10 protein-coding genes are annotated in these 13,565 nt (G+C 69.3%); all 10 read left to right on the forward strand.

The genetic code is table 11. The annotated features are described in order from the left end of the window. Positions 1-78: 78 nt before the first annotated feature. The 10 genes from Vlu01_RS24530 to Vlu01_RS24575 all read left to right on the forward strand — a co-directional run bounded on the left by Vlu01_RS24530 (position 79) and on the right by Vlu01_RS24575 (position 13,449). On the forward strand, positions 79-1,038 hold the full coding sequence (locus tag Vlu01_RS24530; RefSeq protein WP_204003749.1) for a thiamine pyrophosphate-dependent dehydrogenase E1 component subunit alpha: 960 nt from the start codon (positions 79-81) through the stop codon (positions 1,036-1,038). Further along, complete coding sequence (locus Vlu01_RS24535; RefSeq protein WP_204003752.1) at positions 1,035-2,039, forward strand: alpha-ketoacid dehydrogenase subunit beta; 1,005 nt, start codon at positions 1,035-1,037, stop codon at positions 2,037-2,039. The genes Vlu01_RS24530 and Vlu01_RS24535 overlap by 4 nt, the downstream gene beginning before the upstream one ends. Then, positions 2,032-2,553, forward strand: a complete 522-nt coding sequence (locus Vlu01_RS24540; protein ID WP_204003756.1) for a biotin/lipoyl-containing protein — start codon at positions 2,032-2,034, stop codon at positions 2,551-2,553. The genes Vlu01_RS24535 and Vlu01_RS24540 overlap by 8 nt, the downstream gene beginning before the upstream one ends. Continuing rightward, positions 2,534-3,847, forward strand: coding sequence for an oxamate carbamoyltransferase subunit AllG family protein (locus Vlu01_RS24545; RefSeq protein WP_204003758.1), 1,314 nt, complete (start codon positions 2,534-2,536; stop codon positions 3,845-3,847). Before Vlu01_RS24540 ends, Vlu01_RS24545 begins: the two co-directional genes overlap by 20 nt. A gap of 340 nt (positions 3,848-4,187) precedes the next feature. After that, complete coding sequence (locus Vlu01_RS24550; protein WP_204003760.1) at positions 4,188-5,201, forward strand: GHMP family kinase ATP-binding protein; 1,014 nt, start codon at positions 4,188-4,190, stop codon at positions 5,199-5,201. Then, positions 5,198-6,250, forward strand: a complete 1,053-nt coding sequence (locus Vlu01_RS24555; RefSeq protein ID WP_204003762.1) for a pyridoxal-phosphate dependent enzyme — start codon at positions 5,198-5,200, stop codon at positions 6,248-6,250. Before Vlu01_RS24550 ends, Vlu01_RS24555 begins: the two co-directional genes overlap by 4 nt. After that, positions 6,247-7,743, forward strand: a complete 1,497-nt coding sequence (locus Vlu01_RS24560; protein ID WP_204003764.1) for a lyase family protein — start codon at positions 6,247-6,249, stop codon at positions 7,741-7,743. Before Vlu01_RS24555 ends, Vlu01_RS24560 begins: the two co-directional genes overlap by 4 nt. Next, positions 7,725-8,969 carry an ATP-grasp domain-containing protein gene (locus Vlu01_RS24565; protein WP_204003766.1) on the forward strand — a complete coding sequence of 415 codons (1,245 nt, stop codon included), beginning with the start codon at positions 7,725-7,727 and terminating at the stop codon, positions 8,967-8,969. Before Vlu01_RS24560 ends, Vlu01_RS24565 begins: the two co-directional genes overlap by 19 nt. Continuing rightward, a complete protein-coding gene (locus tag Vlu01_RS24570) occupies positions 8,962-9,996 on the forward strand; it encodes a GntG family PLP-dependent aldolase (protein ID WP_204003768.1) in 1,035 nt (344 codons plus the stop codon). The genes Vlu01_RS24565 and Vlu01_RS24570 overlap by 8 nt, the downstream gene beginning before the upstream one ends. 42 nt (positions 9,997-10,038) lie before the next feature. Continuing rightward, the gene (locus Vlu01_RS24575; protein WP_204003770.1) at positions 10,039-13,449 is read left to right on the forward strand and encodes an AMP-binding protein; all 3,411 of its coding nucleotides are present in this window, start codon (positions 10,039-10,041) and stop codon (positions 13,447-13,449) included. Positions 13,450-13,565 lie beyond the last annotated feature (116 nt).

Here is a 13,565-nt window from a genome sequence, read left to right on the forward strand (position 1 = left end):
ATACGTATCCAGCCGCTGTCATCGGACGTCCCGCGCGCTTCGACAGATCACTTAACGCCGACGGGGGAACGAAGGCGCATGATCAACAATGCTGGGCCGAGTAATAGCGCCGCGGTGCTCGACGAGGGCGTCGGTCCGCCATCGCTGAGCCGACTGTCGGATGCGGACCTGTCGTCCATGCTGCTCATTCGGCACTTCGAGAAGAACCTGCTCAAGCTTTTCGAGCAGGGATTCCTGCACGGCACGACACACACCTGTCTGGGGCAGGAGTACGTGCCTGTGACAGTGACGTCCCTGCTGGGCGACGCTGACCACGTCTTCAGCAATCACCGCGGCCACGGCCACTACCTGGCCCGGTACGCAGACGCAGAGGGCCTGCTCGCCGAGTTGCTCGGCCGCGCCGGTGCGGTCTGCGGCGGCGTCGGCGGTAGCCAGCACCTGCTCCGCGAACGGTTCCTCTCCACCGGCGTGCAGGGGCAGAGCCTGCCGGTGGCCGCGGGGGTGGCGTGGAATCTGAAGCGGTCCACGCCGGGAGCGCTGGCGTGCGTCTACACCGGTGACGGCACATGGGGTGAGGGCGTGGTCTACGAAGCCCTGAACATCACCGCCCTGTGGGAGCTGCCGCTGCTGGTCGTCACGGAGAACAACGGCATCGCACAGTCGACACCGACCGGGCAACACATGGCCGGCGACGTCCGCGGCCGGGCGGCGGCCTTCGGTATCGCGTACGAGCGGTTCACCGACACCGATGTGACCCGGCTGCGAGCGGCACTGCAGCCGCTGGTGGAGCAGGTGCGTCACATGTCACGGCCGCTCGTCGTCGAGTTCGTCACCCACCGCCTCGGCCCACACAGCAAGGGGGACGATTCCCGCTCCCCGGCCGAGTTGCGCGCGGTCCGCGCGGCGGATTGGGCCCTCAGGTACGCCGCCGCACACCCTGAGCAGTTCGAACGAATCGACGCGGAGCAGTCGCGGCGCGTCGAACAGGTCGTCGCCGAGGTGCTCGCCCGGCCGCTGACGGACTGGAGCCCACGGTGACCGCCCCCCGGGTGGCCAACGATCTCAACACCGCGCTGCACCGGCTGTTCGCCGAGGACGAGCGGGTCATCCTGCTCGGCGAGGACGTCTGCGATCCCTACGGTGGTGCCTTCAAGGTCACCCGCGGACTCTCCACCCGGTATCCCCACCGGGTCCGCAACACACCGATCAGTGAAGGTGCGCTGGTGGGTGTCGCCGGCGGCCTGGCGCTGGCCGGCGACACCGCCATCGCGGAGGTCATGTTCGCCGACTTCGTCACGCTCGCCTTCGACCAGTTGGTGAACTTCGCCAGCAAGTCGACCGCGATGTACGGTCGCCACCTGCCGCTGCGTCTGGTGGTGCGCTGCCCGACCGGTGGGAACCGCGGGTACGGGCCCACCCACAGCCAGACTCCGCAGAAACATCTCATCGGGGTACCCGGCCTGGCCCTCTACGAGGCGTCGCCCTTGCACGACAACCACACGCTGCTCACCCGGATACTCGACGGCGGCGTGCCCGCCGTGCTGTTCGAGGGCAAGGTCCTCTACGGCGAACGCATGTTCACCGGCGGCGTGATCGACGACCTCTACGGCTACGACCTCGCCGACGGCGTGGCCCGGATCCGCCTGCATGACCCGGTGCCGCCGGACTGCGTGCTGATCACCTCTGGTGCGATGGTGCACCGTACCGTCGAGGCGCTGCGTGAGTTGCTGCTGCACGACGAGATCGTGGCCGAGGTGCTCGTCGTGTCCCGGCTCTACCCGGTCGAACGGGCGCCCCTGCTGAGCTTGACCGGGCCGGCGCGACGGGTGGCGGTGATCGAGGAGAGCACCGCCGGCGGCACCTGGGGCGCGGAGGTCGCTACGGCTCTGCACCCACACCTGTGGGGGACCCTGGCCTCGCCGATCCGTCTGATCCATTCCCTCGACAGCATCATTCCCGCCGCAGCGCATCTGGAACGACAGGTGCTGGTGCAGAGCGGCACGATCCGGCACGCCGTCAAGGAGCTGGTCCATGGTTGACATCCGAATTCCTCGGCTGAACACGAACGACGCGTCGTACGTGCTGGTCGAGTGGCTGGTCGACGACGGCGCAACAGTGGAGAGCGGCGCGTCGGTCGCGACGGTGGAGACATCGAAGTCCCTGGAGGACCTGGTGTCCGAGCATGCCGGGGTGCTGAGCCGCCGGCTGCCGGCCGGCGCCGACTGCCGGCCGGGTCAGGTCGTGGCGGTGCTGACGCCGCCGTCGCAGGCGTCGCCACCGCCGGTGGCTGACCCGGGCCGACCCGAGGGCGGCGGCACGCCGGAAGCCGCACCGGTCTCGCCCGTCGCCATGGTGATCACGGCGCCGGCGCGGGCTCTCATGCGGCAGCACGGCATCGACGAGCAGGATCTGGCGGCGCTGGGCCGCTCGCTGATCCGCCGCAGTGACGTGGAGGCTCTGCTGGCCGGTCCGCCGGCCGGGGTGTCGCCGCTCGTCACACCAGAGGCCACCCCGGCGGCGCGGGAGGGCGGCCATGCCCGACCCGCTGGCTGACCGTGGTCCGGATCAGGCGTCCCTCGCCTGGGAGAGCACACAGGTGAACGTGACCGGGGCGCGCCTGGCCGGTGTCGTCTGCCCGGACCTGGATGGTCGCACCTTCCTGCACCCCGGTCCGCCGCTGGACGTCGCCGACGCGTCGCCACCGATGCGGTCGGCCATCGTGGGCGCCCTGCTCCTCGAAGGGCAGGCCGACGATCCGGTCGCCGCCGAGCGGCTGATCGACCGCCGCGACGTACGGCTGGTGCCTTCGATCGACGCGGGTGCCGTGGTGCCGATGACGGGGGTGCTGTCGCCGTCCATGCCGGTCGTCGTCGTCACGGACGCCGACGGGCGGCAGGCGTTCGGGCCGCTGGAGAACGGTGCTGGCGCGTGCCTGCGCTTCGGCTGTCACGATCTGCAGGTACTCGATCAGATCCGGTGGATCGGCGAGGTCGTCGTACCGGTGCTCGACGAGGTCGCCCGGCTGACACCGCTCAACGTGACCCGCATCATGGCGGAGTCCCTGCGCCGTGGCGACGAGTGCCACGCCCGCACCGTCGCGGGTAGTTCCCTCCTGCTGACCCAGGCTTTCGCCGCGCTGCTGGGCCACCAGCGATCGGGGCCGGACGTGGCGCGGGTGGCCCGATGGTGTCGCGCCAACCTGCATCTGTTCGGGGCATTCGCCACGCCGGCGGCTCGTCTGCTCGCCGACGTCGCACACGGTGCCGAACGCAGTCCGATCGTGACCACGCTGGCCTCCAACGGCATCGAATTCGGCATCCGGGTCAGCGGTGCCGACGATCAGTGGTTCGTCACGGAGGCGCCGGTGGGTGAGGTCGTGCTCTTCGACGGGTACCGCCCGGCGGACGCCCATCCGATCGCGGGTGACTCCTTCGTCATGGAGGTGGTGGGGCTCGGTGCCATGGCGCTCGCCGCCAGCCCCGTCGTCGCCTCGCAACTCGGCTGGTCGGCGACGGACGTGGCCCGGCACACCGCCCGGATGCGCGAGATCACCGTCGAGCCGGGCGACCGGTTCAGGCTTGCCGGCGACGAGTTCCGGGGCGTCGCCAGCGGCATCGATGTGCACCGGGTGGCGCGTACCGGCATTGGTCCCTCGGTCAACACCGGCATCGTGCACCGTCGGCCGGGCGTCGGCCAGATCGGCGGCGGCATCGCGGAGCTGCCGACCGCACCCTTCCGCGAGGCGTCGGCCGCGATGGGCGGTCGCTGGGGCGCGACCACGGGGGTGCCGCCATCGGGTACCGCTGGCCGGCGGCCCACCGGCCGAAGCGGAACACTGTTGCCATAGCTGTGCAGATGCATCTCCAACATTGACGACGTCGTCATCGTGTTGATTGCCGGCGGATTCTACTACGTGTGCCGCCTGACGCGATAAGGATGCAATGGTTATGAAAGGTTGACGGGGTATTAATTTTGCACACTCGTGGCACGGTGGACGGTGAATCCCGCGCTGCTCCGTGATAGACCCGTGATCAAAAACCTGCCAGATGTCATGTGGCCTCGACATCCGTCGACCACCCAAGCCGCATTGACAGAGTTGATGATCAAAGCTACTGTTTGCAACTGAGCCGTTGCGGTGTCGTGACACCTCCGGCGGTCGCAGTATGTCCCTAGTCCAGGGGGAATTGTTGGACATCCGCGAAAAGCTGGGTACCTGTCAAACGACGCAATTACCGCAGGACGTTGGACCGACGGATGTGACACCTTCGTGGCTCGGTAGAGTCGGCGTCGGAACTGCCATAGGACATCACGGCGAATTGCTGCAAGGCGTTTTTCACGACAAATCTGGTAAGCCTCGTCGTGGTTTGGTCACGATGCCGGTAGTCGACCTGAAATCAGCGGCGATATTCCGAGGAAAGGCCGGTCCCGGACCGGTGCGCATCACGGTGCAGCCGGAGAGCAAGGACAAGGCCAGGCGGGCCGCCGAGCTTGCCGTCGCCTACTGTGCTCAGCGCTCCGGAAGCCCCGTCGTGCACGGGCATCTGGTGAACCATACGGCGGCCATGAGCGGCCTGGGCATGGGCGCGTCCACCAGCGACGTGGTCGCCAGCATCCGCGCTGTGGCCGACTGGTACCGACTGTCCCTGCAACCGGCGGAGATCGCCCGATTGAGCGTACTCGCTGAGCGGGCCTCCGATTCCATAATGATCGAGGACCGGGTCGTGCTGTTCGCCCAGCGCGAAGGGGTGGTGCTGGAGGAATTCACCGCCCCGCTCCCGCCGATGATCGTCGTCGGTTGTGTGGCCGGTCCCGATCTCAGTGTCGACACGTTGTCGCTGCAACCTGCTGAGTACGACCCGGATGAGTTGATCCGACTTCAGGTCATGCTCTCGACGCTTCGGCGCGGCATTGCCACCGGCGACGTGACGCTGATCGGCGCCGTGGCGACGGCCAGCGCTCAACTGAACCAGCGCTTCCTTCCCAAACCCGAACTCGAAACGTTGATCGCAATCGGTGCGGCGAACGCCGCCGCCGGAGTGCAGGTCGCACACAGCGGCTCCGTCGCCGGCCTGATCTTCGATCCGGTGCGCACGTCCGTCTCGGACGACGTCGAGCGGTGTATCCGGGCCATGAGATACGCCGGCATCACCCATACAGAGGTGTTCTGTTCGCAGCCGGTCAAGACGGGAGGACGGGGATGAGATCTCCAGTTCTTGAGGAGATCACCGCAGGGGTCGAACGGCCGCAGATCGTCCGACTGGGACCCAACCTCTTCGGCGTCGTGTTCGCGCTGATGAAGATGATCCCGGCACGCTACATCCTGCGGCAGGCTGTCGCGCGGGGCGACATCGGTCCCGACACGCTCATCGTGGAGACGACCTCGGGCACCTTCGGCCTCGCTCTCGCCATGCAGGCCGCGCTGCTGCGCCGACGCTTGATCCTGGTCAGCGACCCGGTGATCGACGACGAACTGCACCGGCGGCTGACCGACCTCGGTGCGACGGTGGAGATCGTCCGGCACATGGCGACGAGCGGCGGCTATCAGGGATCGAGACTGGAGCGACTCGCAGAGATCCGTGCCGAACACGAAGACTCGTTCTGCCCCGAGCAGTACACGAACCCGGACAATCCCCGCTCCTACACGCTGGTGGCGGAGCTGCTCACCGAGGCCCTGCCACAGGTCGACATGCTGATCGGACCGGTCGGGTCAGGCGGATCCATGTGCGGCACGGCATCCTTTCTCCGGTCGGTGAATCCCAAATTGCACCTGATCGGCGTGGACACGCACCGCAGTGTGCTCTTCGGTCAGCCCGACGGAGCGCGCGCCCTGCGTGGCTTGGGAAACAGTCTGATCCCGCTCAACCTCGACCACACCGCGTTCGACCAGGTGCACTGGTGCAGCGCCGGTCAGGCCTACCGGGCCACCCGGAAACTGCACCGCGAGCACGCCGTGTTCCAGGGGCCGACCAGCGGTGCCGCCTTCCTCGTGGCCGAGCAGGCCGCGAGGACGAACCCCGACGCGGTGACCGTGGTCATGCTGCCTGACCAGGGCTACCGCTACCAGTCCACGGTCTACAACGACCGGTGGCTGGCCGAACAGGGGCACCTGGCCCACTCGACCGGGGACCATCCGGTGGAGACGAGCCACCCCCTGGCCGAGCACGCGGAGTGGTCCTGGTTCAACTGGGGACGACGGAGCCTGCACGAGGTCCTCGAACATCGCGGCAACGCCAGCATGGCGGCGCGATGAGCGACACGGGCCGGATCAAGGAGCCCATCGGCCTGCGGACGCAGCGGCAGATCTACGGCGAGCCGACGCCGGCCGAGATCGCCGAGGAACTCGAGCGCACCACTTTGGTGGACCTGGCACACGTGGTCATGCTCCGCGAGCGGCAGCTGATCGAACCCGAGGCGGCGGTAGCGCTGGTGACGCTGATCGAGCAGCTTCGCGACACCCGATTCGCTGCGCTGGCCACCACCCGCATGCCGCGAGGGCTGTATCTCGCCTACGAGCAGTACCTCACCGCAGAACTCGGCGAGGACGTCGGCGGTGTTCTGCACACCGGACGGTCCCGCAACGACATGAAGGCCACGGTCACCCTCACCCGGCTGCGTGAGTGGCTGCTGACCTTCCTGCAGGAGACGACGCGGCTGGTCGGGGTGCTGCTGTGCCGGGCACGTGAGTACCGCGACGTCGTGATGCCGGTGCACACCCACTATCAGGCGGCGATGCCGATCACCTACGGCTACTACCTGACCGGGGTCGCGGCCGGGCTGACCCGGGAGATCGAGTCGGTCTGGGACTCGGCCAGCGGACTACGCCGGTGCCCCATGGGTGCCGGTGCGGTCGCCGGAAGCGACCTGCCGATCGATCCGGCCCGAGTCGCCGCGCTGCTGGGGTTCGAGGAACCACCGGTGCACGCCCTGGACGCCATCGCCAGCCGGGACGTGTCGCTGCGGCTGCTGGCGAACGCCACCGGCGTGGCCGTCGTGCTGAGCAGGCTCGGCACCGACCTGCAACTGTGGAGTACCGAGGAGTTCGGCTTCATCCAGTTTCCCGACCGCCTCGTCGGTGGCAGCTCGGCCATGCCGCAGAAACGCAACGCCTTTCTGTTGGAACACGTCACCGCCGCCGTGGGAGGGGTGAGTTCGTGCTGGGTGGGTGCGGTCACCGCGATGAAAGGCGCACCCTTCACCAACTCCATCGAGGTCGGCACCGAGGCGGTCGGGCTCGCCTGGCCGGGCCTGCGAGCCGCCACTGACGTCGTACAGCTGGGTCAGGTCCTGGTCAGCGGGGCCCGGCCACGCCCCAGGCGGATGCGACAGCGGGCGGTGGAGGGGATCACCACGGCCACGGCGGTGGCCAATCGCCTGGTGCACGACGGTATGCCCTTCCGGGTCGCGCACCACGCGGTCGGTGCGGCCATCCGGGAGATGCTGGCCGACGCCGACGGCGAGCCGATCGGCTCGGACTGGGTAGCGCGGCGATTCCCGGCCGCCGCCAAGGTCGCCGACCCGGCGGTCGCGGTGAACCTCGCCGACGCCGGCGGCGGCCCCGGCGACTGGCAGCGCGGGTACGACGACGTGTACGGCCGGTTGCGGATTCTGCGCGACCGGAGTCAACGGGAGTCGGCGCGGCTGACCGCCGCACGCGCCGAACTGGACAGCGCCGTGCGTGCGCTGCGGTCCGGCAGGGCCGCAGCCCACCAGCAGAAGGAGGATCGGTGGACACCTCGGGGGTGATGGTGTTCGTGGAGAGCAACACCACGGGGACGGGCCGGCACTACTGCCGGGCGGCGCGGAGTCGAGGGCTACGTCCGGTACTGCTCGCCCGTGTCCCCTCTCGGTATCCGTACCTCGACCAGGACGGGATCGAGTCACTCGTACTCGACACCAGTGACGTCGAGACGGTGGTGGGGGCCTGCCGACACCTGGGGTCGGTCACCGGCATCACCTCCAGCTCCGAGTACTTCGTCCCGGTCGCCGCCCGGGCGGCACTGCGGATGGGTCTTGCCGGTCCCGATCCCGTCGCCGTCGAGCGGGCCCGTCACAAAGGGCTGCAACGGGAAGCGCTGCTGGCCGCCGGCGTACCCGTGCCTGACTTTCGCGTGATCCGTACGGCGGCCGAGGCGACGTCGGTCGCGACCGAACTCGGCTGTCCAGTGGTGGTGAAGCCGGTGCGGGGCTCGGGCTCGGTGGGGGTCCGACTGTGCCGTACCAACCGCGAGGTCGTCGAACACGCGACCCGGTTGCTCGCGACCAGGGTCAACGAGCGGGGTCTGCCCGTGGAGCCGGAAGTCCTCGTCGAGCGCTTCGTCGACGGGCCCGAGTTCTCCGCGGAGTTCTTCGACGGTGCGCCGGTGGGCCTGACCGCCAAGCATCTCGGCCCGCCACCGCACTTCGTCGAGACCGGTCACGACTTCCCCGCCGAGCTGGAACCGGAGGCGGTCGCCGCGCTGACCGAGTGCGCCCGCGCCGCGTCGCAGGCGCTTGGTCTCACCTGGGGGGCGACGCACACCGAGCTACGGCTGAGCCAGGACGGTCCGATGATCATCGAGATTAACCCACGTCTTGCCGGTGGTCTGATCCCCGAGCTGGTGCGTGCGGCCCTCGGCATCGACCTGGTGGACTGCGTCATCGCACGAGCCAGCGGCGACCTGCCCAAACTGCGTCCGCTGCGCGACGAACACGCCGCGATCCGATTCCTGCTCGCCCCCGGCGAGGGACGGGTGGCCGCGATCGACGGGGTGGAGCGGGCGAGCCGGGCCCCAGCGGTCCGCGCGATCAACATCGGGGTGGCGGTCGGGGACCAGGTCACCGTGACCGGATCGTTCACCGACCGGGTCGGCTCGGTCGTCACCACCGCCAGCACCGGTTCGGAGGCCGCTCGGCGGGCCGACGCGGCACTGGGCCATCTGACGGTACGGCTCGCTGACCAATCGGGGAACGGAGTGGCCGGCAGTGATTGAGTTGCGCAGCGACACCTTCACCGTGCCGGACGCGAGGATGCGTCAGGCAGTGGCCGAGGCCGCCGTCGGCGACGACGTCTACGGCGAGGACCCGACGGTGCGGGCGTTGGAGCAACGGGCCGCGGAGCTGACCGGCCAACCGGCGGCGCTGTTCGTGCCGAGCGGCACCATGGCCAACCTCTGTGCGGTCATGGCCCAGGCGGCCCGGGGGCGGGCGGTGATCGTCGGAGACCGCAGCGACCTGTACCTCTTCGAGGCCGGCGGGCCGTCCGTGCTCGGTGCCACGGTGCTGCGTCCGGTGCCGAACCTGCCCGACGGCACGCTCGACCCCGGCCGGTTGGCGGCAGAGCTGGCCCTGGACCGCAAGGATCCGCAGTTCGCCCTGCCCGCCCTGCTCTGCGTGGAGAACACCCACAACATGGCCGGCGGCGTCCCGTTGGAGCTGGACTACCTCAAGCACCTGCGGGATCTCACCACGGAGCACGGTCTGCGCCTGCACCTGGACGGCGCGCGGGTCTTCAACGCCGCGGTGGCGCTCGGCGTCCCGGTGCGGGAGATCACCGGGTTCGCCGACTCGGTACAGTTCTGCCTCTCCAAAGGGCTGGGGGCACCGGTCGGCTCGATCCTCGCCGGCAGCGTCGGGATGATCGAACAAGCCCACCGGATCCGCAAGATGCTCGGTGGCGGCATGCGCCAGGCCGGTCTGCTCGCGGCCGCCGGTCTCCTCGCACTTGACGACGTCGAGCCGCGACTGCGACGCGACCATCAGCACGCGGCCACCTTCGCCGCACAGGTCGAGGACTGCGACGCGCTGGAACTGCGCCATGGCGCGCCCCGGACCAACATCGTGTTCTTCCGCGTCGTGGGCGTCGACAGTCACGCGTCGTTCCTGCGGCACTGCGCCGACGGGGGAGTAGGTCTCCTTGAGCTCGAAGCCGGCTGGGTACGGGCGGTCTTTCACGGGGGTGTCAGCGGACCGGACGCACAGCGGGCAGCCACCGTCGTCCGCACGGCCGCTCAGCGCTGACAAATGGCCATACCCGTTGGCTGCTGTACCAGGAGGGTCGAGATGACAAGCGTCGCCGAATTTCCGTCGATCCCTGCCGCACTCAGCCACTGGGCGCGGCAACGTCCGGACGCCGTGGCGTTCACGTTCGTGCAGGCCGGTGGCGCGGTCGAGCAGCTCACCTACGCACAGCTCGAGGAACACGCGCTCCGCGTCGCGGTGTCGCTGCGGAACTCGACGCGGCCCGGAGACCGGGTCCTGCTGATCCTCCCGCCCGGCCTCGACTTCCTGATCGCGTTCCTCGGCTGTCTCTACGGCGACGTGGTCGCCGTACCGCTCTATCCGCCCCGCCCGGGGGCGCGGCTCGACCGGATCGAGAGCGTCGTGCGCAGTTGCCGCCCCGCGCACGCGGTCACCACGGACCTGTTCGTCGAGCAGTTGACCGACGTCGTCGGCGGGGACGCCACCGCGTCGATGCGGATCCACCCGCTCAAGTCCCTCGTGAACCAGGAACACGGCAGCGGGGGGGTGACCCTCGCGAGGTCTGCGCCCACCGGCGAAGGGCTGGCCTTCCTGCAGTACACCTCCGGCTCGACGGGCCATCCGAAAGGTGTGATGGTCAGCCACCGCAACCTGGTACAGAACGAGGAAGCGATCGCCGAGGGCTTCGGTATCCGCCCCGACGACGTCGTCCTGAGCTGGCTGCCGATGTACCACGACATGGGGCTGATCGGCACGGCCCTGCTGCCGGTCTACCGTGGAATTCCCTCGGTGTTGCTGGACACCTTCGCCTTCATCCACGACCCGATGATGTGGCCACTGGCCATGGACCGGTTCGGTGCCACCTGCTCCGGTGGCCCGAACTTCGCCTACCAACTGCTCGTCGACCGTTACGACCAGGCCCGACTCGCCGACGTGGACCTGCGACGGTGGCGGATCGCGTTCAACGGCGCCGAACCCGTACGCGCCCGGACCATGGGTGACTTCGCGACGTACTACGGGGCGCACGGCTTCGACCGCAACGCCTTCTTCCCCTGCTATGGGCTGGCCGAGGCCACCCTCTTCGTCTCCGGGGCCGAGCCGCAGGCCGGTTACCGGTCCCGGTACGTCAGCCGCCGCGAGTTGGCGCAGGGCCGGCTGGTCGAGCTGCCGGAGGAGACGACTGGTGACGGCACCCGCATCGTCTCGTCGGGGTATCCGGCCCGGCACACCGAGATCGTCATCCGGGGCGCGGACAACCGGGTCGTGCCCGACGGCGAGATCGGGGAGATCTGTGTGCGCGGTCCGGGCGTGGCCCAGGGTTACTGGGACGACGGGACAGCCACCCGGGAAGCCTTCCACGCCGAGGTGCACGGACGCGAAGGGCACTATCTGCGTACCGGCGATCTCGGTTTTCGTTGGCAGGGCGAGCTCTACCCGGTCAGCCGGAGCAAGGACCTGCTGATCGTGGCCGGACGGAACTTCTACCCCCACGATGTCGAGACGGTCGCCCTGAGCGCCTGCGCCGACCTGCGCGGCGGTTCCGCGGCGGCTTTCCATCCGGACCCCAGCGCCGCACCGGTGGTCCTGGTCGCCGAGGTCGCCAGGGCGTCGCTGACGCGCCTACGGGATCCGGCGGCGGTGGCCGAGGTGGTTGCGGAGGTGCGGCGCGCCGTCGGCGTCGAGTGCGACCTCCAACTGGCCGAGGTGGTGCTGGCCTATCCCGGCTCCCTACCCAAGACGTCGAGTGGGAAGATCCGACGGGCCGAGACCCGGACCCGTCACCTCACCGGACGGCTCCGAGTCCTGACGCACGGAGAAAACCGACCGTCTCGCCCGACGACGCCCACCGCCGACCAGCTCGACGGACTGCACCTGCGGGACGGGGACACCCGGCGACAGGTCGTACGTCAGCTGCTGACCGCGCTGGTCACCGACGCCGGACAGCACCTGACGCCGTCGGACTGGGCCCGGCCGCTGGCGGCCCTGGGGTTGGACTCGCTGCGCACCGCCACGGTGAAGGTGCGGTGTGAGCAACTGCTCGACCGTCCCCTGGACAGTCGGCTCTTCACCAGCGACCGCACCCTCGACGAGGTGGTCGAATCCGTGGTGGTGCTCACCGGGCAGCCCCCGGAGCCGGCGCAGCAGGAGACGCCGAGCGGATCCACGCAGCGCACCGCGCCGGCCGCCGACGGCCAGGTGCAGATGCAGTTCTACGACGAGTTCCATCCGCAGGACACGGCGCACAACCTCACCACCGCCGTCCGCCTGTCCCGTCGCTACGAGGCGGACCTGCTGCGTACCGCGGTGTCGGCGACGGTCGCCCGGCACCAGGCGCTGCGCACGGTGCTCGGCGCGCCCGGCGACGGTGTGCAGATCGTCCGGGACGCCCCCCGGTTCGACTGGTCGCAGGTGACGCTCACCGATGCGGGTGACCCGGCCGACGCCTTCCTGCGGGAGGTGGCCGACCGCAGGTTCTCGCTCACCGACGGACCACTGATCCGGGCCGCCGCCGTGCTGACGCCGGAAGCCACCATCTTCGCGCTCGTCTGCCATCACGCGATCGTCGACCACTGGTCGATGCGGGTGATCGTCATGGAAATCCTTTCCGAGCTGCCCGGAGTGCGCCTGGGCGGAGAGCTGCCGGTGACGGAGCGGGGCGACATCCTGCAACGGCAACGGTGGCTGTCCGACCGGATGGCGCACGAGTCGGCCCAGCGCAGGGTCACCGCCCTCGCCGACCGCTGGCGCCCCCTGCGTGATCACCTTCTCTTTCCGACCGGACGAACGGGAACGACACCGGGTCGGAACCCCGCTGCGATCATCGACTTCGACGTTGCCGGGGCCGCTGACCTCTACCGGCGAGCCCAACGCCGTGGACACACGCCGTTCGTCACCCTCGTCGCGGCGTACCTCAGAGCCCTGCACCGGATCACCGGTGAACAGCGGGTGGTCATCGGTACCCCGCATCATGGCCGGGACGACTGGCGCTTCGCCGACACGGTCGGCTACCTGGTCAACATGTTGCCTCTGGCCGGTCACTTCGACGGCGAGGAGCGGCTGGAGCAGATCGAGGACCGCAGCCGAGTCGAACTGCGCAACGCCCTGGCCGATGCCGACCTGCCGTTCGCCCGGCTCGTCAAGGCACTCAGCCCGGAGCGGCACGGGCAGACACCCCTCTTCCAGGCCACGTTGACCTTTCAGCAGTCAGCGGACGGGCTGCTCGACGACGGCTTCTCGATTCCATCGAGCGGCTGCCGGCAACGGCTCGGAGAGGTCGAGGCGTCGGTGGTCGACGTCCCCCCGCGCGACGTGGCCTTCACCGTCAGCCTGTACGGCTCCCGGCACACCGACCGCTTGGTCTTCCGTCTCGTCTACCAGCAGGAGCGCATCGACGCCGCCACCGCCGCGCGGATCGTGGCGGAGTTCCAGTCGGCCCTCAGCGAGATCGCCACGCCCGGTGCCCCGCCGCAGATCGAGGAGGCAGCACGATGAACGATCACATCCAGACGGTGTCGTCGGTGGGGCGGGCGCGGAGTTTGGTGGCGGCGTTTGGGGAGACGGTAAGTCGTTTTCCTGATCGGGTGGCGGTGCGGTGTGGTGGGCGGGGT

This window comes from Micromonospora lutea (assembly GCF_016863535.1).
Classification (GTDB): domain Bacteria; phylum Actinomycetota; class Actinomycetes; order Mycobacteriales; family Micromonosporaceae; genus Micromonospora; species Micromonospora lutea.